The sequence below is a fragment of the Nocardioides sp. BGA-UO-ETr-FS32 genome (assembly GCF_059567905.1).
Genome location: NZ_JCAQOX010000013.1, coordinates 934,110 through 953,723, shown reverse-complemented (window position 1 = coordinate 953,723; position 19,614 = coordinate 934,110). Strand labels below are relative to the sequence as shown.

Here is a 19,614-nt window from a genome sequence, read left to right as displayed (position 1 = left end):
ATGCCCGGAAAATGGCATGGTGGGAGGCGGCAGTCCCCGTACGGTGCACGGGTGAGCACACTCCACACCCGTCTGTCACCCGATGTCTACCTCGGCCACCTGCGCAGCGACTCCGCACGGTTCCGCGCGGTGCTCGCCGACTGCGACCCCGGCTCGCGCGTGCCGGGGTGCCCGGACTGGGACGCCGCCGACCTGCTCTGGCACCTGGCGACCGTGCAGCGGTGGTGGGCCGAGGTCCTCGCCTCGCGGCCCGTGCAGCCCGAGGAGGTGGAGCCGTCGCGACCCGAGGCGTACGAGGACCTGCTGGCGGCGTACGACGCGTGGTCCGGCGACCTCGCCGGGGTGCTCGCGGAGGCCGACCCGCGCGAGGAGGCGTGGAACTGGTCCGACGACCACACCGTGGGCTTCATCCTGCGCCGCCAGGCGCACGAGGCGCTGGTGCACCGGGTGGACGCCGAGCAGGCGGCCGGGCTGCCGAGCGAGATCGACCCGCTGCTGGCGTCCGACGGGGTGCACGAGTGCCTCGACGTGATGTACGGCGCCATGCCGCCGTGGGGCAGCTGGGAGCCCGGCGAGGGCCTGGTGCGGGTCGACGTGACCGACACGGGTGAGGAGTTCTGGCTCCGGTTCGGCACGTTCTGCGGCACCAGCCCCGAGAGCGGGACGACGTACGCCGACGAGGAGGACTTCCACGTCGTGGACCCGCCCGCGGACGGCGCCGAGCCCGACGTGGTCGTCGACGGCCCCGCCGCGGCGCTCGACCTGTGGCTGTGGAGCCGCGGCGACGACAGCGACATCGCGGTCGCCGGCGACCCGGAGGCGCTCGAGCGGTTCACCGCGATCGTGGCGTTGCCGATCGACTGACGACAACCATTCGGCACGACGGTGCGTCCCACGTCGGACAGCATCCACTCTCTCGGGGGACTCGCATGACCATGACCGCTGCCGCCACAGGGCTGGGCGCAGTGCTCGGCCTCGCCCTCACGCTCGCGCCCGGGGCGCCGGCCAGCGCCGATCCGTCCGCGTGCGACGGCAGGGCCGTGACGACCACGGGCGACGCCGGGACGGACGGCGACGACGTCATGGTCCTGGGCCCCGGCCAACGGTCGGTCAGCACCGGGGCCGGCAACGACCTCGTGTGCATCCGCCTGGACGACGACACCAAGCGCTCCTTCTACCTCGAGACCGGGCCCGGTGACGACGTCGTCCACAACGAGACGACCGCCAGCCAGCGGGTCGCCCACGTGACCCTCGGCGCGGGCGCCGACACCTATGTCGGGAGCGACGCCAGCAAGGACTTCGTCAGCGCGGGTCCCAGCTCCTGGGGCGGCACGAGCGACACGGAGAAGGACGTCGTCGACACCCGGGCCGGCGATGACGTGGTCACCACGGGATCGGTGGCCCTCGGGACGCCGAACCCCGACGAGGTCTCGACCGGGGCGGGCGACGACACCGTCGACTGGGCCGGCGAGCAGGTGGGCGGCCCGCTCGACCTCGGCAGCGGGGAGAACCGGTTCCGGCTGCGCTCCGGATGGGCCGGGTCCGTCGTGGACATCGACGCACCCGCGGAGCTGGTGACCGCCGACGCGCGGCCGGTCCTGCGCTGGACCGGGGACGTCACCGCCTACACGCTGCAGTACACCCACCTGCGGACCACCTTCACCGGGACCGGTCTCGACGAGTACCTGACCTTCTGGCCCTCGCAGCGCGACCAGGAGGGGCCGCCGTCGTCGGTGTCGGACCCCGGTCTGCGCATCGACGCCGACATGGGCGCCGGGGCCGACCGCCTGCAGCTGCTCGATGCCGCAGGCGGCAGCTGGGTGGGCGGCCCCGGACGGGACCGGCTCGGCATGCCGCGTTGCCACGTCTCGGACGTCCGCCTCGGTCGCGGCTACGAGTGCCAGGACGAGAGCCGCGCCCGCACGCCGTACTCCGGTGCGCTGGACAGGTGGGAGAAGGTCTCGGTGCCCGGCTGGCATCTCCGGGTGACCGGGAGCCCCGGCCCCGACCGCATCAGCACCTACGGCGCCACCAACCGCATCGACGGCCGCGGCGGCGACGACGTGCTCGCCGTCCCGAGCGGGGCTGGCGTCGGTCGGAAGGCGTTGATGGCCGTGGTGAAGGGTGGCGCGGGCGACGACCTGATCCGTGGCAGCTATCTCCGCGACCGCTTGCTCGGTGGCCCCGGGAACGACCGCCTCGACGGCAAGCGCTCCGACGACGTGATCCGCGGCGACGCCGGCCGGGACCGTGGCGTGGGCGGTCCGGGACGGGACCGCTGCTCGGCGGAGGTGCGTCGCTCCTGCGAGCGGTGAGTCGACGCACTGGCCCGTGAGTCTCCTGGAGACTCACGGGCCAGTGTCACGTCGGAGCGCGTCGGCCCGGGCGCGGATCAGGCGCGCTGGACGGCGCCGGTCCGCTCGGCGGCCAGCGCCACGGCGGCGTCGCGCGCGGCTGCCGCCTCGCCCTCCTTGAGGGTCCGGTCGGGCGCCCGGAAGCGCAGCGCGTAGGCGAGCGACTTCTTGCCCTCGCCGACCTGGTCGCCGGTGTAGACGTCGAACAGCCGGATGGATTCGAGCAGGTCGCCCGCGCCCTCGCGCAGCGCCGCCTCCACCTCGGCGGCCGGGACGGAGGCGTCGACGACGAGCGCGACGTCCTCCTTGGCGACGGGGTAGGACGAGAACGCCGGCGCCTTCCTGAGGTGGACCGCCCGCTCGATGAGCAGGTCGAGGTCGACCTCGGCCGCGACCGTGCGCTTGGGCAGCCCGAAGGCCTGGCAGACGGTGGGGTGCACCTCGCCGGCGTGACCGACGACCACTCCCGCGACCGAGAGCTCGGCACAGCGCCCGGGGTGCCACGGCGCGAGCTCGACCGCCGAGGCGGTCACCTCGAGGCCGAGGGCCTCGGCCACCGCGCGGACGGCGTCGACGGCATCGGCCCAGGAGACGGGACGCGCCTCGCCCCACCAGCCGCCGGCGACCGCGTCACCCGCGGCGACGAGGGCCAGGTGCAGCGGCTGGGCCGGGAGGGCGGCGTCGAGGGCCGCGAACTCCTCGTCGGTCGGACGACGGTCCACCGTCAGGATCGCCGCGGGTCCGGCGTGGCGCGGCAGCGTGACGGTCCCGGTCTCGAAGATCGCCACGTCGGCGTTGCCGTGCCCGACGTTCTTGCCGGCGGCGCGCAGCACGCCGGGCAGCAGGGTGGTGGTCATGAACCCGGCCTCGGCGCTGAGCGGGTTCGACAGCTGCAGCAGGTCACGGCGCGGGTCCTCGGCGGTGAGACCGAGCGCGTCGAGGTCGGCCGCGCCGACGAAGGGGAAGGTCACGACCTCGACGAAGCCCTCGCCCGCGAGCGTGCGACCGACCCGGCGGCGCAGCTGCTGCGGCCGGGTCAGGCCCCTGCCCGACGGCGGGGTCGGCAGGATCGACGGCACCTTGTCGTAGCCGACGAGACGGATGACCTCCTCGGAGAAGTCCTGCGCGTCCTCGAGGTCGGGGCGCCAGGGCGGCGGGGTGACCGACAGGGTCCCCGAGCCCGACACCTCGCACCCGACGGCGCGCAGGCACTCGACGCTGCGCTCCTCGGTGATCGGCATGCCGGACACCCGGGCGGCGAGGTCGCCCGCCACATCGACGACGGGCATCGCAGGCGGCGTGCCGACCACGGTGACGCCCGGGTCGGCCTGGCCGCCGCCGTGCTCGACGAGCAGCTCGACGACACGGTCCGCCACGGCCTCGCAGATCGTCGGGTCGACGCCCCGCTCGTTGCGCTTGCCCGCCTCGGACGTGATCTTGTGCCGGCGGCCCGTGCGGAACATCGACACGGCGTCCCAGTGCGCGGCCTCGACGAGGATCGAGGTCGTGGTGTCGGACATCTCGGTCGTCTCGCCGCCCATCACGCCACCGAGACCGATGATCCCGGAGTCGTCGGTGACCACCAGGTCGGCGGGGTCGAGCGTGCGCTTCGTCCCGTCGAGGGTGGTGAGCGTCTCACCCTCCCGAGCGCGGCGCACCACCAGGGCGCCCTGCACCTTGTCGGCGTCGTAGCCGTGGATCGGCCGGCCGGTCTCGAGCATGACGTAGTTGGTGACGTCGACCGCCAGCGAGATCGGGCGCATGCCGGCTGCGGTGATCCGCCGGACCATGAAGTCCGGCGTGGGCGCCGCCGGGTCGAAGCCGGTGACCTTGCGGGCGACGAAGACCGGGCACCCCTCGGCGTCCTCGACCACGACGGCGTGGCCGTCGCCGTTGGCCGGAGGGGTGTCACGCAGCGCCGGGTCGCGGAATCCGGTCGCGCCCTCGACGGACACCAGCACCTCGCGGGCGATGCCGCGGATCGAGAGGGCGTACGCGCGGTCGGGGTTGACCTCGAGCTCGATGGTCTCCTCGTCGAGGCCCAGCACCGGGCGTACGTCCTGGCCCGGCTCTCCGGCGTCGGCCGGCAGCACGATGATGCCGTCGTGGTCGTCGCCGAGGCCGAGCTCGCGCGCCGAGCAGATCATGCCCGCGGACAGGTGCCCGTAGGTCTTGCGGGCGCCGATCTCGAACCCACCGGGCAGCACGCCGCCGGGCAGGACGGTGACGACCAGGTCGCCGGGCTCGAAGTTGTGGGCGCCGCAGACGATGCCCTGCGGATCACCCGTCCCGTTGGCGTCACCGACGTCGACGGTGCACCAGTTGATGGTCTTGCCGTTCTTCTGCGGCTCGGGCTCCTTGGTGAGCACGCGTCCGATGACCAGCGGACCGGTGATCTCGCGGCCGGGGCTCTCCACCGCCTCGAGCTTGAGGCCGGTGAGGGTCAGCCGGTCGGTGATCTCGTCGGTGGTGGTGCCCGCGGGCACGTCGACGTGCTCCAGGACCCAGGACAGGGGTGCCTTCATCTCAGTTCTCCCCTCTCAGATCTCGGTGCCGAATGCGCTGCTGAACCGGACGTCGCCCTCGAAGAGCGGACGCAGGTCCTCGAGGTCGTGGCGGAACATGAACGAGCGGTCGATGCCCATGCCGAACGCGAAGCCGCTGTAGACCTCCGGGTCCACGCCGCAGGCGACGAGCACGCGCGGGTTGACCACGCCGCAGCCACCCCATTCGATCCAGCCCTCGCCACGACAGGTGCGGCACTCGGCCACGCCCTCGCCGCCCCGGCACACGAAGCACTTCACGTCGACCTCGGCCGACGGCTCGGTGAAGGGGAAGTAGGACGGACGGAAGCGCGTGGTGATGCCGTCGCCGAAGAGCTGGGAGGCGAAGTGGTCGAGCGTGCCCTTGAGGTGCGCCATCGTGATGCCCTCGTCGACGACGAGGCCCTCGACCTGGTGGAACATCGGCGAGTGCGTGGCGTCGTACTCGTCGGTGCGGAACACACGGCCCGGGCACACGACGTAGATCGGGGGCGTGCGGGTGAGCATGGTGCGGGCCTGCACGGGCGAGGTCTGGGTGCGCAGCACGACGTGGTCGTCGGCCGGCTCGGTCCAGAACGTGTCCTGCATGGTGCGCGCCGGGTGGTCGGGACCGAGGTTGAGGGCGTCGAAGTTGAGCCACTCGGCCTCGACGACCGGGCCCTCGGCCACCTCGTAGCCCATCGCCACGAAGAGGTCGGCGATCAGCTCCGACTGCAGGGTCAGCGGGTGGCGCCCACCGCGACGGCGTCGCGACGTGGGCAGGGAGACGTCGACCGTCTCCTCGGCGAGCATCCGCTCCTCGTGCTCGGCCTCGAGCACGGCCTGCCGGGCGGCGATGGCCTGGTTGATCGCGCCGCGGGCCTGGCCGACGCGCTGGCCGGCCTCCTTGCGTGCCTGCGGGGGCAGCGCCCCGATCTCGCGGTTGGCGAGGGCGATGGGGGAACGGTCCCCGGCGTGGTCGAGTCGGACCTGCTTGAGGGCGTCGAGGTCGCCGGCGTCGGCGATGGCGGCCAGGGCCGCCTCGCGCATCGCCTCGACCTGGTCGGCCTTGAGCGGGGTCACTTCGACGGGGTCGTAGTCGGTGTTGGGGCCGGACATGGCTCTCTCTCGCGCGGCGCTACTCAGGTCGCCGCATGGTCTGGGACGTGGCTTTCGCGCGGCGGCATCAGGTCGCCGCAGAGTCTAGAAGCGGATCAGCGTCGGGTCGGACGGGGGACTCCCCGGACCCGGTGACGTCAGCTGCCCGACGGACCAGGTCCGGGGCGGAGAAATCGCAGGCTCGTGTCCACGGACCCCATGCTACTCGCCGAAGTCCGCCCAGACGCCAGTGCATTCGTCACCCCGGGCGCCGGACGCGGCGGGGAGGTCGATGCGCGCGATCGCGTCCTCGGCGCGGGACCGACCCAGGTTCCAGGCCCGGGTGTCCTCGAGGACCTCCGCCTTCAGCGAGCTCGCCGGCAGCTCCCGGAGCACGCAGCCCGACACGTCCTCGGGCAGCCGCTCCGCAATGACCGGGGTCGCGTCGGCCGAGAGTGTCTGCAGGTAGCGCAGGTCGAGCTTGCCGGTCGCGTCGTAGCGGTCGAGGTTGCGCCCGGCCACCCAGGCGTCGGGGTTGATCGCGGCGAGCCCGACCAGGGCGACGGCACCCGACACCAGCGCGATCCGGGGCAGCCAGCGCGCCCACCCCGCGACGCCGGCGACCATGATCGCCAGGACGACGAACCCGAGCCAGCCCTCGAAGACGTCGACGAAGAGCCGCAGGGTCGTGAAGCCGTACGCGTCCTGGTAGACGGCCATCCCGCGCAGGGCCGACGCCACGACGAGCAGCGTGAGGACGCACAGGAGGCCGAGGGAGGCGAACATCCAGCGGCGGTCCTCCGGAGTGCTCCCGGCGCGGCGGGCCGCGACCCAGACGACGAGCACGGTCAGCGCCGTGGCGAGGGTGAGCTGGCCGAAGCCCTGGTGGACGAAGTCGGCGTACGTCAGCCCGGTCGTGGCCTCGATGTAGTCGCGGCCGCCGATGAGCGCGCGCGCCTCGGCGGCGATGAACGCGACGAAGACTGCGTCGACCACGAGCACCGGCACCAGCCACTCGAACCGGTTGGCCAGGGGCGTCGGCCGGCGGCCGCCCAGCACCTCCACGTCGGCGGGGTTGAGGGCGAGGTAGGCGGCACCGAGCGTGGCGGCGAAGACGAAGCAGGCGACGAAGGCGCGTCCGACGAGGTCGTTGAAGGTGAGGGTGGGGACGAGCTGGTCGACCCACGACCCGAAGACCGGGTTGGCGGTGGCGAAGATCGTGCCGAAGACGGCGAGCCCCATCAGCGACCAGGCGGTCGTACGCACCACGGCGGGCGCTCGCGACGCGGTGCCGGCGATGCGCAGGGAGCGGCCGAACCACGGCAGCCCGCGCAGGGACGCCAGCGGCCAGGCGAGGCCGGTGAGGACGATGCCGGGCATCGTGCGGGCTCCGGTGACCCCGCAGAGGAACACGGCCGTGGCCGCGAGGAGACCCAGCATCTGGATCCACCACGCGTCCAGCAGGGTCATCGGGAGGACCAGCAGCAGCGCGAGGCCCGCGCAGGCGAGGGTCCACGGCTCGCGTCGCCTGCGGGCGGTGAGGAGGGCCGCCGCGCCGCACACGACCGCGACGAGGGTCCAGGTGACCCCGACGGCGGTGAACGAGAGGGCGACGCCGGCCACCACCCCCGCCACCACTGCGGCCACGACCGTGCGCCATCCCGAGCCGATGCCGTCCTCGGGCCAGAAGCGGCCGAAGAGACCGTCCAGGCCCTGCGGTGGACGCTGGCCGGCCGCGACGTCGGAAGCCTGGCTCGTCCCGGTGGGCGCCGCGGTTGTCGGTACGACGGGCTCCCGCTCGCGGGCCGGGGAGGGTGTGGACGCGGGTCGGCCCGACGCGGCGGACACCTCGAGCCGGAGCCTCGCGCCACGGCCGGCCGCGGGGTCGAGGAAGCGCAGGGTCCCGCCGTGGAGCCCCGCCACCCAGCGCGCGACCGCGAGGCCGAGCCCGGTGCCGCCGGCGCCGTCGGTCCCGAAGCGCTCGAAGACGCGCTCGCGGTCCTGGGGGGCCACTCCCCCGCCCTCGTCGGAGACCTCGAGCCACCAGCCGTCGGGGGCGGCGGCGCCGATGATCCGGACGGACGTGCCGGGCGGTGAGTGCCGGGCGGCGTTGTCGAGCACGTTGACGACCAGCTGGCGCAGCCGCGACGGGTCGGCGACGACCACCAGGTCCTCGGGCACCTCGACGGTGAAGTCGCCGGGGCGGCCCGTGGACCGGACCTGAGCGACGGACTCCTCGACGAGCCCACGCACCGCGACGTCCTGGTCGTCGAGGTCGACCACTCCGGCCTCGAGCCGGGAGAGCTGGAGCAGGTCCTCGACCAGCCGACCGAGCCGGTGAGCCTCGTCGAGGGCCGCGCCGAGGTGCTCGGGGGCGGCGGGCACCACACCGTCGGCGAGGTTCTCCAGCAACGCGGTCATCGCCGTGAGGGGCGTGCGCAGCTCGTGGGAGACCGTGGCGATGAGGTCGCGACGCTCCCGGTCGACCGTGGCGAGGTCCTCGGCCATGCGGTTGAAGGCGGCGGCGAGCTGGCCGACCTCGTCGGTGGCGCTGGTGCGCACCCGTCCGGAGTAGTCGCCGCGCGCCATCGCCCGGGAGACCTCCGTCATGCGACGCAGCGGAGCCACCATCCCGGCGGCGAGGAGCTGGGTGACGCCCAGGGCGAGCGCGACGCTGACCGGCAGCACCAGCAGGGCCGGGACGCGTGCCGCCGAGCCGAGCAGGGTCAGCAGGACGGCGGTGACGACCGAGGCGGCGACGAGGATCCCGAGCTTGACCTTGAGGCTGGAGACGGTGTCGAACCAGGCGCTCATGGGAGGTCCTCGAGGGCGTACCCGACGCCGTGGACGGTGCGGATCCGCGCGGCGCCGACCTTGCTGCGCAGTGCCTTGACGTGGCTGTCGACCGTACGGGTCGCGCCGGCGCTGCCCCAGGCGTCGCCCCAGTCCCAGACCTCGCGCAGCAGCCGCTCGCGGCCCAGCACCTGTCCCGGCGTCCGGGCCAGGCAGAGCAGCAGGTCGAACTCGGTCGGGGTGAGGTGCACGGCCTCCCCGGCCACGCTCGTACGCCGGGTGCCGGGGTCGATGCGCAGGCCGCCCACCTCGATGGCGGCGGGCCGCTCGTCGGCCAGCGCGGCTGCCCGCTCGACGCGGCGGAGCAGGGCCGCGACCCGGGCCACGACCTCCCGCATGGAGAACGGCTTGGTCAGGTAGTCGTCGGCCCCCACGCCGAGACCGACGAGCACGTCGGCCTCGTCGTCGCGCGCGGTGAGCATCAGGACGGGGACCGGGCGCGCAGCCTGGATGCGCCGGCAGACCTCGAGACCGTCGAACCCGGGCAGCATGACGTCGAGCAGCACCACGTCGGGACGCACGGTGGCCGCGAGGTCGACCGCGGACGGCCCGTCGAAGGCCTGCTCCACGGCGTACCCCTCGGCGCGGAGTCGCTGGGTGAGCGCCTCGTTGATGGCGGGCTCGTCCTCGACCACCAGGGCGGTGCGCGGGGCCTGTCCGGATGTCATGCCATGACCCTAGGAGCCCCGACGGGCAGGAGACGGGGGCGACTCGTGAAGGTTGTGTGGAGGTGCGGGCCGACCGGGCCGGGCGGGCTCAGTCCGGCCGCATGTCCTCGCGCGGCCAGTCGACCATCACCCGCGCGCCACCCCCGGGTGCGTCGTCGATGGTGACCCAGCCGCCGTGCGCGCGGGCGAGACCGCCGACGATGTACATCCCGAGGCCGCTGCCTCCGGAGTCGCCGGTGGTCCAGAACTTGGTGAAGACCCGCCGGCGGAGCTCGGCGGGGATGCCGTCGCCCTGGTCGTCGACGGTGATGCGCACCCCGTCGAGGCTCTCGGACGAGGCGAGGCCCACGCTCACCTCGCCCTGGCCGTGGCGGACGGCGTTCTCGACGAGGTTGGTGACGACCTGGGTGAACTTGTCGGGGTCGGCGAACACCTCCGGCAGGTCGGGCTCGACCTCGAGGGTGATCTCGCGGGCCGTGCCGGCCTCGATGGAGTCCACGACGCGTCGGACCAGCACCTCGGCGGACGACTCGCGGGGATAGAGCTGGAGCCGGCCGGTGTCGATCCGCGCGACGTCGAGCAGCTCGGCGATGAGCCGGGCGAGCCGGTCGGCGTCGGCGTTGACCGTGGTGAGCATCAGCTTGCGCTGGTCGTCGGTGAGCTTGTCCCAGCGGTTGAGCAGGGCCTGCACGAAGCCCTTGACGCCGGTGAGCGGCGACCGCAGCTCGTGCGCGACCGTGGCGACCAGGTCGGAGCGCTCACGGTCCAGTCGGGCGCGCCCACGCCCGCTGCGCAGGCCGACCGCGATGCCCGTCACGGGGCCCAGCGGTTCCTCGCGCACGAGCCGTGCGGTGGTGAGCACCTCTTCGCCCGAGGCGTTGAGCCATGACTGCTCCGGCACGCCGCGCACGATCGAGACGGAGTCGAACGGCTGGTTGACGTCGAGCCAGGTCCGCCCGTCCTGGTCGAGCAACCGCAGCACGTCGGTGAGCCGGAGCCCGAGCGCCTCCTCCGAGTCCACGCCGAGCAGCGCCGCACCTTGGGCGTTGAGGATCGTCACGACTCCCGACCGGCTCGCGCCGAGGATGCCGTCGGGGTAGAAGTCGGCCAGCGTCCGCAGCCGGGTCGGGCGGCCGCCGTCCACCCGGTGGCGTGGTGAGCTGTCGTCGGACACGACCGCCACCCTAGGCCAGACCTAGGTGCCGAACAGTGCTTTGGGCCGCCGCAGCCCCGCTGCACGGAGGGCGAGGACCAGTTCACGCGAGGAGACGGGGACGGCTCCCGCCGCCACCATCGCCTCGTAGTGGTCGGCCGGCACGTCGTAGTGGTCGCGGTCCCAACCGCGCGCGGGGATCCCGTGGGACGCGGCGAACTCGTGCACCTCGGCGTACGACGTGTCGCTGGCCAGGTGGGACCAGAGCCGGTCCCACCTGGCCACGGCAGGTGGGTCGATGAGGATCATTGTCGAGCGAGGCTAGCCGGTCAGGCGCGCTGGGCGCGGGCGGTGGCGTACAGGCAGACCGCCGCGGCGGTCGACAGGTTGAGGCTCTCGGCGCGGCCGTGGATCGGGATCGCGACCCGGTGGTCGGCGAGCGACGCGAGCTCCTCAGGCAGCCCCCATGCCTCGTTGCCGAACAGCCAGGCGGTCGGGCCGGACAGGTCGGCCTCGAACAGGTCGACCTCGCCCGCTCCGTCGGCGGCGAGGACCGTGAGGCCCCGCGCCTGGGCTGCCCGCACCGCGACGGCCGGGTCCGGCTCGATCGCGAACGGCAGGTGGAACAGGCTGCCGACGGTGCTCCGCACGGTCTTCGGGTTGTAGGCGTCGACCGACTGACCAGCGAGCACCACGGCATCGGCGCCCGCGGCGTCGGCCGTGCGGATCACGGTGCCGGCGTTGCCGGGGTCGCGGACGTCGGCGCAGATGGCGAGCAGTCGTGCGGACACCGCGACGACGTGCTCGAGCGGTGCGTCGAAGTGGCGGCACACCGCGACCACGCCGGCCGGCGAGACCGAGTCCGACAGCGACGCGAGGGCGCGCTCGTCGACGAGCGTCACGGGCGCGTCGGCGAGCAGCCCGGCGTACTGGTCGAGGGCGGCGGGGGTCGCGAACACCTCCACGACGCACGCCTCGACGTCTAGGGCTCCCTCGACCGCCTTCGGCCCGTCGGCAAGGAAGAGCCGCCGCTCGGTGCGTACCGAACGGCGGCTCAGCTTGCGAGCCTCCTTCACCCGAGCGTTGCTCGCGGCGAGGGGCTGCACGTGGCTCAGGCGGAGACCTTGGGCGCGTTGACGTCCTCGGGCAGCGCGGCCTTGGCGGCCTCGACGAGCGCGGCGAATGCCGGGGCGTCGTTGACGGCGAGCTCGGCGAGGATCTTGCGGTCGACCTCGATGCCGGCCAGACCGAGGCCCTGGATGAAGCGGTTGTAGGTCATGCCGTTGGCGCGGGCAGCGGCGTTGATGCGCTGGATCCACAGCTTGCGGAAGTTGCCCTTGTTCTTGCGGCGGTCGTTGTAGCTGTAGACCAGGGAGTGGGTGACCTGCTCCTTGGCCTTGCGGTAGAGCCGCGAGCGCTGGCCGCGGTAGCCGCTGGCGCGCTCGAGGGTGGTACGACGCTTCTTCTGGGCGTTCACTGCGCGCTTGACGCGTGCCATGGGTTACTCCTTGATGCAATGGGGATGAAGACGGGACGGCGGCCGAGCCACCAGGTGGATGAGGCTCAGATGCCGAGCATCTTCTTGGCGCGCGAGACGTCGCCCTTCTCGAGCTCGACCATGCCGGCGTTGCGGCGGTGCTTCTTGCGGCTGCCCGTGGTCGGCGCGGACGCGAAGGCAGCGCCGGACTTGCGGCCGGCCTGCAGACGCATGATCTTGCCCGAGCCGGTCACCTTGAAGCGCTTCTTGGCGCCCGAGTGGGTCTTGTTCTTCGGCATGTCTGCCTCAACTTCCTTGTTCGTGGTTCGGGTGTGTCTGGGGTGGAGCTGAGCGAGCCCGCTGAGGGAGTTGTCACGGCTTCGCCGCGACCTGCTCGAGCGAGGCCTTCGCTTCGCTCAGGCCTTGCTCTCAGGCCTCGATCTCAGGATCGAGGTTCTCGGAGCGGCGACGCTCCTTCTTCTGGGCCACCGGACCGGCGGCGTGGGCCGCCTCGCGCTCGGCGTCCTCCTCGGCCTTGCGGTCCGCACGTGCCTGCTCCTTGGTGGCGCGGGCGGCGTCGGCGTCGATCTTGGCGTCGGCCTTCTTCTTGTGCGGGCCGATGACCATGGTCATGTTGCGCCCGTCCTGCTTGGGCGAGGACTCGACGAAGCCGAGCTCCTGGACGTCCTCGGCGAGCTTCTGCAGCAGGCGGAAGCCCAGCTCGGGGCGGTGCTGCTCGCGGCCGCGGAACATGATCGTGATCTTGACCTTGTCGCCGGCACCCAGGAACCGCACGACGTGACCCTTCTTGGTCTCGTAGTCGTGCTTGTCGATCTTGGGACGAAGCTTCATCTCCTTGATGATCACGTTCGTCTGGTTGCGGCGCGACTCGCGGGCCTTCTGGGCGTTCTCGTACTTGAACTTGCCGTAGTCCATGAGCTTGCAGACCGGGGGGCGTCCCTGGGGAGCGATCTCGACGAGGTCGAGGTCGGCCTCCACGGCAAGCTTGAGTGCCTGGTCGGTCGGCACGATGCCAACGGTCTCGCCGTTGGGTCCGACGAGACGGACCTCGGGTACGCGGATCCGCTCGTTGATGCGCAGCTCGGTGCTGATGGGTCCTCCAGTGGTTCGGTGGGTGGGAGCCCCCTGTGCCCTGTCGAATCACTTCGCCCGGAAATGCACAACGGCTCCCGCTGGTGCCAAGCGGGAGCCAGTCACGACACGTCCCCCCTCTCGGAGGAACTCGTGGCCACAGGAGCCGTGCGACGCCTGTGTTCACTGGGACCGGGACCCGACGATCTGTGGTGCAGGGCGATCGGTGCGGGTGGGAGACGGTGGTGCTGCCTCCGCTTGGCGGGATCAACGCCACCGTGAAGCATGGTGGCACTGATCGGTCAACACCGAAGACTAGCGGATCATTCCGGCGCGGGCCCAATCCAGCCGTGCCCGCCACCCGTCCCGGTGAGCTCGACGAGGCGCCACCCCGCGGCCAGCCTGTCGAGGTCCTCGCCGTCGACGACGTAGGGCGCCGGGCCGGCGAGGTCGACGAGCAGGGCCTCGGCCCCGTCCTGGACCGCCGCCGTGGCCGCGGTGGCGGTCGTGACCGGCACCGGGCGCGCCGCCGGGTCCCAGCGGGTCATCGTCTCGGTCGAGGTGAAGGCCAGCAGGCCCTTGCTCCCGTCCGCGGCCTGGACGAGGACGGCGGCCATGTCGGAGGACTTGTCGTGCGCCAGCCCTTGCTCGTCGAGCTCGACCTCACCGAGGACGGCGACGACCGGCACGAGCAGCCGGGCGTCCTGGAGTGCCGACAGGACGGATCCGGAGGTGACGGTGCCGGCCGCGTGCCCGGCCAGCGCCTGCGCCACGCGTACGTCGGCCGCGCCGTCGTCGTCGGCGAACCCGGGGTCCGGGATGGTGCGCGCGAGGTCATCCGGGTGGGAGGTGTCGTCGGGAGCCACCGCGCCATCCTCTCGCGGGCATGGTGCGCTGTGGGAGTCTGGGGCCGTGGAAGGGACTACCTGGGCCGCACTGACCGCAGCACTGACGGTGGCGGGCGCCATCTGGACGTGGATCGCGTTCCGCCGACGCGGGGCCGCCAACGGCCTGCGCGCGATGGGGTTCACCCTCCTCCCTGCGGCTGCGTGGTTGACGGGCACGCTGGAGATGGTCGTCGAGATCGCCGGCTCGGTCACCGACTGGGCCACGAGCCTGGTGTTCAACGTGCTCACGTGGACGGGCGTGGGGCTGGCCGGCCTGGCGGTCGTCCTGTTCGTCGTGAGCGGCATCATCCGCGACCGCCAGCTCGCGCGCGGCCAGGCCGTGGGGAAGAAGGGCAAGCCCGCGGGCGCGCCGTCGCAGGGCCTGCCCGAGGCGTCGTCGACACGATCGAAGGCGAGCGGCGGCTCGCCCATCGACGACGACCTGGCCGACATCGAGGCGCTGCTCAAGAAGCGGGGCATCGAGTGAGCGATCACTTCGTCGACCGCAACCGCCTGTGGTCGAGGCTCAACGCTGCCCTCGACACGCTCCCCGAGCCTCCGTCGACGCCGATCGCGGTGGTCGACCTGGACGTCTTCGACACCAACGCCGACGACCTGGTCCGCCGCGCCGGCGGCAAGCCGATCCGGGTCGCCTCGAAGTCCCTGCGGGTGCCGGAGCTGATCCGGCGGGCGCTGGCTCACGACGGGTTCGCCGGCGTGCTGGCGTACACGCTCGCCGAGGCGCTGTGGCTGCACGAGACCGGGGTCAGCGACGACATCGTGGTGGCGTACCCGACGGTCGACGCGGCAGCGCTGCAGCGGCTGACGTCCTCGCCGTCCGCGGCCGCAGCGATCACCCTCATGGTGGACGATCCCGCCCACCTCGACGCCGTCGACGCCACCCGCAGCTCGCTCGCCGTGCCGATCCGGGTCGCTTTCGACGTCGACGCCGGGCTGCGGGTCGGCGGCCAGCACATCGGCCCGAAGCGCTCCCCACTCTTCGACACCGCGGACGTCGTCGCCCTCGCCCGGCTGGCGGTCGAGCGCCAGGGGTTCCGGCTCGTCGGGGTGATGACCTACGAGGGCCAGGTCGCGGGCGTCCAGGACGACGTGCCCGACCAGCGCACGAAGTCCCTGCTCGTACGCCGCCTCAAGCAGGCCTCGATGGCACAGCTCGAGGTGCGCCGGCGCGAGATCTCCGACGCCTTGGCCCCGATCGTCGAGCTGGAGTTCTGGAACGGGGGCGGCTCCGGGTCGGTCGAGGCGACGGCAGCCGACGGTGCGGTCACCGAGATCGCCGCCGGCTCGGGCCTGCTGGTGCCGGGCATCTTCGACCACTACGCGTCGTTCGAGCCGCGACCGGCGGCCTTCTTCGGGCTGCGGGTCTCGCGCAAGCCCCAGCCGACCATCGCGGTGGTGCACGGCGGCGGGCTGATCGCCAGCGGGGCGACCGGCGCGGACCGCTCCCCCGTGCCGTGGGCGCCTCCGGGTCTCCACCTGACCGGGCTGGAGGGTGCCGGCGAGGTGCAGACGCCGCTGACCGGCCACCCCGCCGCGCTGCTCGGGATCGGCGACCTCGTCTGGTTCCGCCACGCGAAGTCGGGCGAGCTGTTCGAGCACGTCCGGGACGTGCACCTGGTCCGCGGTGAGTCGGTCGTCGAGGTGGTGCCGTCCTACCGCGGGTCCGACCTCGTCTTCTGATGGCCGCTGACCCCGACCAGGTGGCCCGGGAGGTGGCCGAGCGGGTGCTCGCCGCCCCGCCCACCCTGGGGCGCGGACGGCTGGTCTGCATCGACGGTCCCGCCGGGTCGGGCAAGACCACGCTGGCCCAGGCCGTCGCCCGCGTCGTCCCCGACACGGAGGTCGTGCACTGCGACGAGCTGCTGGAGGGCTGGGGTGGCCTGCCCGGGCTGGCCGACTCCGTGGAGGCGCTGCTGCGACCTCTCGCCGCCGGTCGGATCGGCCAATGGCGGCGGTGGGACTGGCTCGCCGACGGCTGGGCGGAGACGCACGCCGTACGTCCGAGAGGGCTGCTGGTGCTGGAGGGGGTCGGCTGCTGGTCCCCCGGGATCGCCGGCTTGGTGGGGCACCTGGTCTGGGTCGAGGCGGAGTCGGGGTTGCGCCTGGCGCGCGGCATCGCGCGTGACGGGGAGGCCATGCGACCCCACTGGGAGCGGTGGCGGCTCGAGGAGGACGCGTTGTTCGCGCGGCTCGGCACCCGCGACCGTGCCGACCTGGTGGTCACCACCGGCTGAGGAGCGACTACTCGTCGAGGTGGTAGGAGTCCTGGCGGTAGGACTGGCGGAAACCCGCGCGCTCGTAGAGGCCGAGGGCGCCCGTCGGGTTCGCCGTGTCGACATGGAGGCTGGCGGTGACGTAGCCGGCGTCGCGACCGAGGGCGAGGACCCGGCGCAGCAGCGAGCCGGCCAGGCCCCGCCTGCGGTGCCGGTGGAGCGTCCCCACGTAGGGCACGTGCAGCTCGGGACCCGCACCGCCCGAGGGTGGGACGGAATACTCGTGCGCGAAGACGTAGCCGGCCACGGATCCGCTCTCGTCACGGGCGACGAGGGAGAGGTGGTGGCGGTCGTGCGCGGCCCCGACCATGAACGTCGCCCAGAAGCCCGCGCTGATCGGCACTCCGTCGGGGTGGTCGGCGAACGCCTCGTTGTGGGCAAGCCGCAGCTCCTCGCCCTGCTCAGCCTCGAACGCAGAGACCCGCAGTCCTGCCGGGAGGTCCGGGCAGGAGACCGGCTCGCCGAGGTCGGCGACCATCAGGAAGCTGTGCCGGCCGACCTGCATGCCGGCCGCAGCCATGAGGTCGGCCTGGTCGTCGCGACCGGCGAGTGCCGTCGCGGAGAACCTGGCGGGCACGTGCGGTGCGGCGTGCGCGTGGATCGCGCGGGACCGTTCGAGGGAGCGGGCCAGCATGAGCGTGCCGATGCCCTCGCCGAGCCGGCTCGGGTCGACGTCGCCGAACAGGGCGAAGCTCTGGCCCACCTCGCGCGGCACCCCGGGCATGACGGTCGTGTAGGCGACGAGGTCTTCCCCGTCGTAGGCGCCCTCGAACACGGCGTCGGGGTTGCCGGACAACAGCTCGCGCACCTCGACCGGCCCCAGGCAGAATCCGGTGGGGTGGTCGGCCTCGATGCGGGTCATCAGGTCAGCGAGCGCAGGCGCGTCGTCCACGGTCAGCTCGCGCGGGGTGATGCCCATGGACAGAGGCTAGTGATGCCTAAGGTGGTGGTCATGGTGTTTCCGAGCGGCGAGCAGTTCCAGATCTCGGCGGCGGGCTACGTCGCGGTGGTCACCGAGAGCGGGGCCGCCCTCCGCAGCCTGCGCCACCAAGGACGCGACCTCGTCCACGGGTTCGCCGAGACCGAGATGTCCGGCGGCGGCCGCGGCCAGCTGCTGATGCCGTGGCCGAACCGGATCCGCGACGGCCGCTACACCTTCGGCGGCCGCGACCTCCAGCTCGGTCTCACCGACCCGAGCCGCGGCAACGCGTCACACGGGCTGGCCCGTTGGGCCGCCTGGACGCTGGAGGAGCACTCACGCACGTCGGTCTCGCTCGTCTACCGCCTGATGGCGCAGACCGGCTACCCGTGGGCGCTCGACCTGCACGTGCTCTACGACCTGTCCGCCGACGGCCTCGTCGTCACCCAGACCGCCACCAACCTCGCCCCCGAGCCCGCGCCGTACGCCAGTGGCGCTCACCCGTACCTCTGCGTCGGGGACGCCGTCGAGGACCTCGAGCTCACCGTGCCCGCCCGCGAGCGCGTGCTGGTCGACGACCGGCAGCTCCCGATCGGGACGGAGCCGGTGGCCGGGGCGTACGACTTCAGGTCGCCGAGGCGGATCGGTGACATGGTGCTCGACGACGGCTTCGGCTCGCTGGACCGCGTCGACGGGCGGGCCACCGTGACCCTCGTCGAGCCCTCGAGCGCGCACGGCGTCGCGTTGTGGGTCGACGAGCGGCACCGCTGGCTGCAGGTCTACACGGCGCCGTCCGACGGTCCACGCCCGGCGCTCGCCGTGGAGCCGATGACGGCGCCGGCCGACGCGTTCAACTCCGGCACCGATCTCGTCTCCCTCGCTCCCGCCGGGACGACCGGCGACGAGCTGTCGGCGTCGTGGGGCATCCGCGCCCTGTGACGGAGGGGCCGGGCGTCAGCGCGGCAGCAGCCGGCGGTCGACCCGGAGCCGTTCGGGGAGGGTGATCTCGACGTACTCGTTCTGGTCGGGCTCGGTCGTCGAGCGGCCACCCGCGGCCGGGAAGTTGTTGTCGTTCATCACCGCGATGGTGCGCGCGTCGAGGACCTCCACGTCCTCGATGGTGAAGAACGGGAAGGTGAACGGATCGCCGTGGGGCGAGAGGCCGTCGGGGTTGGCGACGTCCATCAGGTCGACGAGGAGCCGCTTGCCCACCCACCCGTCGCGGTCGCGGTCACGCAGGTCGACGAGGTAGATCCGCTTGAAGACGGCGGTCGTGCCCTGGCCGTTGTCGCGCTCGATCACGAGCGCCTCGTGCCTGTTGACCTGGACGAAGTCGCCGAGCGCGTGCGCCGGGTCGTCCATGCGGTAGCGCAGGAACCCGTCGGCGAACGCGCCGTCGCGGACCGTGTAGATCCGCAGGGCGTCGGCCATGCCGGCGGCCTTGTCCTCATCGGTGGCGCCCTCCAGCATCGGCCGGAGCACCGTGCCGTCCGGGCTGATCGACATGCCCTCGAAGCCCTTCGAGCTCGCCAGGTTCGGCGCGGCTCCGTCGAGGGTCGGGTTGGAGGGACTCCTCACCCCGGGCGTCGGCACAGGGGCCTCCAGCAGCCTGCCCCGGCTGTCGAAGTGGAGGACGTAGGGTCCGAACTCCTCGCCGATCCAGAACGAGCCGTCCGGCGCCACCTGGAGCGACTCGGGGTCAAAGTCCCATCCGGTGAGCCGGCGGTCCGGGGCAGGGCAGGTGTATCCGGCCGGCAGCGAGGTCGCCGCCTCGCACCCGCCGTCGCGCCAGGTGGTCCACGGGATCAGCCGGTCAGGGTCGCTGAGGACTGCCACGGTGCGGTCGTACGTCGTGGTGCCGTCCCCGTCGGGGGCGTCGGTCTCCGGGACGATCCGGTGCACGGACAGCAGGAAGTCGGCACTGTTGGCCTTGCTGCCGAAACCGTTGTCGGAGAGCACCAGGAACGAGCCGTCGGCACGCGCATGGGTGCCGGAGAAGCCCTGCACCGGCTGCCCGGGATACGGCGCGGGGACCGCCGCGTTGCCGGAGGTCCAGTGGCCGCTGGTCTCGCTGCCGGCGACGAAGGTCGTTGCCGGCAGCACCGACCAGGCCGAGAGGGTGGGCACGTCCGGGCTGCCGGGACGGCCCTTGTCGGGGGTGGCGGTCGCGGCTGCGGGTACGAGGGCGGCGGTGGCGAGCAGGCTCGCGGCGAGCGCGGCCGCGCGGTGTCCGAGGGTCATGCTCCGAGCCAACCGCCTGCTGGTGACAGCCCGGCGACCGGCGGCTGACGGGAGGG

General features: G+C 72.8%; 19 protein-coding genes. 6 read left to right on the top strand and 13 right to left on the bottom strand.

The genetic code is table 11. The features are described 5' to 3' along the window. Window positions 1-51: 51 nt before the first annotated feature. Together AC57BS_RS09805 and AC57BS_RS09800 are read left to right on the top strand one after the other, a co-directional pair. Complete coding sequence (locus AC57BS_RS09805) at window positions 52-864, top strand: maleylpyruvate isomerase family mycothiol-dependent enzyme (protein ID WP_496411235.1); 813 nt, start codon at window positions 52-54, stop codon at window positions 862-864. 65 nt (window positions 865-929) lie between these two features. Continuing rightward, the gene (locus AC57BS_RS09800; RefSeq protein ID WP_496411234.1) at window positions 930-2,315 is read left to right on the top strand and encodes a hypothetical protein; all 1,386 of its coding nucleotides are present in this window, start codon (window positions 930-932) and stop codon (window positions 2,313-2,315) included. A 77-nt stretch (window positions 2,316-2,392) separates the two neighbouring features. Here the strand turns inward: AC57BS_RS09800 and pheT are convergent, their stop codons facing one another. The 11 genes from pheT to AC57BS_RS09745 form a co-directional block, all read right to left on the bottom strand. Further along, window positions 2,393-4,879, bottom strand: coding sequence for a phenylalanine--tRNA ligase subunit beta (gene pheT, locus AC57BS_RS09795; protein WP_496411233.1), 2,487 nt, complete (start codon window positions 4,877-4,879; stop codon window positions 2,393-2,395). Window positions 4,880-4,894: 15 nt separating this feature from the next. Next, window positions 4,895-5,995, bottom strand: coding sequence for a phenylalanine--tRNA ligase subunit alpha (gene pheS / locus AC57BS_RS09790; RefSeq protein ID WP_496411232.1), 1,101 nt, complete (start codon window positions 5,993-5,995; stop codon window positions 4,895-4,897). Between the two features lie 201 nt (window positions 5,996-6,196). After that, entirely contained in the window at window positions 6,197-8,788 is a 2,592-nt protein-coding gene (locus AC57BS_RS09785) for a DUF4153 domain-containing protein (RefSeq protein WP_496411231.1), read from the bottom strand. Beyond that, entirely contained in the window at window positions 8,785-9,495 is a 711-nt protein-coding gene (locus AC57BS_RS09780; RefSeq protein WP_496411230.1) for a response regulator transcription factor, read from the bottom strand. Before AC57BS_RS09780 ends, AC57BS_RS09785 begins: the two co-directional genes overlap by 4 nt. 88 nt (window positions 9,496-9,583) lie before the next feature. Continuing rightward, window positions 9,584-10,669, bottom strand: coding sequence for a sensor histidine kinase (locus AC57BS_RS09775; RefSeq protein WP_496411229.1), 1,086 nt, complete (start codon window positions 10,667-10,669; stop codon window positions 9,584-9,586). Between the two features lie 21 nt (window positions 10,670-10,690). Further along, the gene (locus AC57BS_RS09770) at window positions 10,691-10,957 is read right to left on the bottom strand and encodes a DUF4031 domain-containing protein (RefSeq protein WP_496411228.1); all 267 of its coding nucleotides are present in this window, start codon (window positions 10,955-10,957) and stop codon (window positions 10,691-10,693) included. A gap of 20 nt (window positions 10,958-10,977) precedes the next feature. Further along, the gene (locus AC57BS_RS09765) at window positions 10,978-11,724 is read right to left on the bottom strand and encodes a TrmH family RNA methyltransferase (protein WP_496411227.1); all 747 of its coding nucleotides are present in this window, start codon (window positions 11,722-11,724) and stop codon (window positions 10,978-10,980) included. A gap of 35 nt (window positions 11,725-11,759) precedes the next feature. After that, entirely contained in the window at window positions 11,760-12,146 is a 387-nt protein-coding gene (gene rplT / locus AC57BS_RS09760; RefSeq protein ID WP_090971165.1) for a 50S ribosomal protein L20, read from the bottom strand. Between the two features lie 65 nt (window positions 12,147-12,211). Further along, the gene (locus AC57BS_RS09755; protein WP_056606600.1) at window positions 12,212-12,424 is read right to left on the bottom strand and encodes a large ribosomal subunit protein bL35; all 213 of its coding nucleotides are present in this window, start codon (window positions 12,422-12,424) and stop codon (window positions 12,212-12,214) included. Between the two features lie 130 nt (window positions 12,425-12,554). Further along, on the bottom strand, window positions 12,555-13,220 hold the full coding sequence (gene infC / locus AC57BS_RS09750) for a translation initiation factor IF-3 (RefSeq protein WP_496411266.1): 666 nt from the start codon (window positions 13,218-13,220) through the stop codon (window positions 12,555-12,557). A gap of 320 nt (window positions 13,221-13,540) precedes the next feature. Continuing rightward, a complete protein-coding gene (locus AC57BS_RS09745) occupies window positions 13,541-14,083 on the bottom strand; it encodes an SseB family protein (protein WP_496411226.1) in 543 nt (180 codons plus the stop codon). 46 nt (window positions 14,084-14,129) lie between these two features. Between AC57BS_RS09745 and AC57BS_RS09740 the strand changes: the two genes are divergently transcribed. Genes AC57BS_RS09740 through AC57BS_RS09730 form a run of 3 tightly spaced genes read left to right on the top strand, consistent with a single transcriptional unit; the run spans window position 14,130 to window position 16,359 of the window. After that, a complete protein-coding gene (locus AC57BS_RS09740) occupies window positions 14,130-14,591 on the top strand; it encodes a hypothetical protein (RefSeq protein ID WP_496411225.1) in 462 nt (153 codons plus the stop codon). Next, on the top strand, window positions 14,588-15,805 hold the full coding sequence (locus AC57BS_RS09735; RefSeq protein ID WP_496411224.1) for an amino acid deaminase/aldolase: 1,218 nt from the start codon (window positions 14,588-14,590) through the stop codon (window positions 15,803-15,805). The genes AC57BS_RS09740 and AC57BS_RS09735 overlap by 4 nt, the downstream gene beginning before the upstream one ends. Beyond that, a complete protein-coding gene (locus tag AC57BS_RS09730) occupies window positions 15,805-16,359 on the top strand; it encodes a nucleoside/nucleotide kinase family protein (protein WP_496411223.1) in 555 nt (184 codons plus the stop codon). The genes AC57BS_RS09735 and AC57BS_RS09730 overlap by 1 nt, the downstream gene beginning before the upstream one ends. A 7-nt stretch (window positions 16,360-16,366) precedes the next feature. Here AC57BS_RS09730 and AC57BS_RS09725 read toward each other — a convergent pair whose 3' ends face one another. Next, window positions 16,367-17,317, bottom strand: coding sequence for a GNAT family N-acetyltransferase (locus tag AC57BS_RS09725; protein ID WP_496411222.1), 951 nt, complete (start codon window positions 17,315-17,317; stop codon window positions 16,367-16,369). Window positions 17,318-17,350: 33 nt separating this feature from the next. Here AC57BS_RS09725 and AC57BS_RS09720 point away from each other — a divergent pair, with 33 nt between their 5' ends. Next, complete coding sequence (locus tag AC57BS_RS09720) at window positions 17,351-18,256, top strand: aldose 1-epimerase family protein (protein ID WP_496411221.1); 906 nt, start codon at window positions 17,351-17,353, stop codon at window positions 18,254-18,256. A gap of 15 nt (window positions 18,257-18,271) precedes the next feature. Here the strand turns inward: AC57BS_RS09720 and AC57BS_RS09715 are convergent, their stop codons facing one another. Next, the gene (locus tag AC57BS_RS09715; RefSeq protein ID WP_496411220.1) at window positions 18,272-19,558 is read right to left on the bottom strand and encodes an esterase-like activity of phytase family protein; all 1,287 of its coding nucleotides are present in this window, start codon (window positions 19,556-19,558) and stop codon (window positions 18,272-18,274) included. Window positions 19,559-19,614 lie beyond the last annotated feature (56 nt).

What these genes read in the sequence shown, in the direction of transcription:
- AC57BS_RS09800 (WP_496411234.1), top strand. Translation starts at nt 930, where the DNA reads ATGACCATGACCGCTGCCGCCACAGGGCTGGGCGCAGTGCTCGGCCTC.
- pheT (WP_496411233.1), bottom strand. Translation starts at nt 4,879, where the DNA reads ATGAAGGCACCCCTGTCCTGGGTCCTGGAGCACGTCGACGTGCCCGCG.
- pheS (WP_496411232.1), bottom strand. Translation starts at nt 5,995, where the DNA reads ATGTCCGGCCCCAACACCGACTACGACCCCGTCGAAGTGACCCCGCTC.
- AC57BS_RS09785 (WP_496411231.1), bottom strand. Translation starts at nt 8,788, where the DNA reads ATGAGCGCCTGGTTCGACACCGTCTCCAGCCTCAAGGTCAAGCTCGGG.
- AC57BS_RS09780 (WP_496411230.1), bottom strand. Translation starts at nt 9,495, where the DNA reads ATGACATCCGGACAGGCCCCGCGCACCGCCCTGGTGGTCGAGGACGAG.
- AC57BS_RS09770 (WP_496411228.1), bottom strand. Translation starts at nt 10,957, where the DNA reads ATGATCCTCATCGACCCACCTGCCGTGGCCAGGTGGGACCGGCTCTGG.
- rplT (WP_090971165.1), bottom strand. Translation starts at nt 12,146, where the DNA reads ATGGCACGCGTCAAGCGCGCAGTGAACGCCCAGAAGAAGCGTCGTACC.
- AC57BS_RS09755 (WP_056606600.1), bottom strand. Translation starts at nt 12,424, where the DNA reads ATGCCGAAGAACAAGACCCACTCGGGCGCCAAGAAGCGCTTCAAGGTG.
- AC57BS_RS09730 (WP_496411223.1), top strand. Translation starts at nt 15,805, where the DNA reads ATGGCCGCTGACCCCGACCAGGTGGCCCGGGAGGTGGCCGAGCGGGTG.
- AC57BS_RS09725 (WP_496411222.1), bottom strand. Translation starts at nt 17,317, where the DNA reads ATGGGCATCACCCCGCGCGAGCTGACCGTGGACGACGCGCCTGCGCTC.
- AC57BS_RS09720 (WP_496411221.1), top strand. Translation starts at nt 17,351, where the DNA reads ATGGTGTTTCCGAGCGGCGAGCAGTTCCAGATCTCGGCGGCGGGCTAC.
- AC57BS_RS09715 (WP_496411220.1), bottom strand. Translation starts at nt 19,558, where the DNA reads ATGACCCTCGGACACCGCGCGGCCGCGCTCGCCGCGAGCCTGCTCGCC.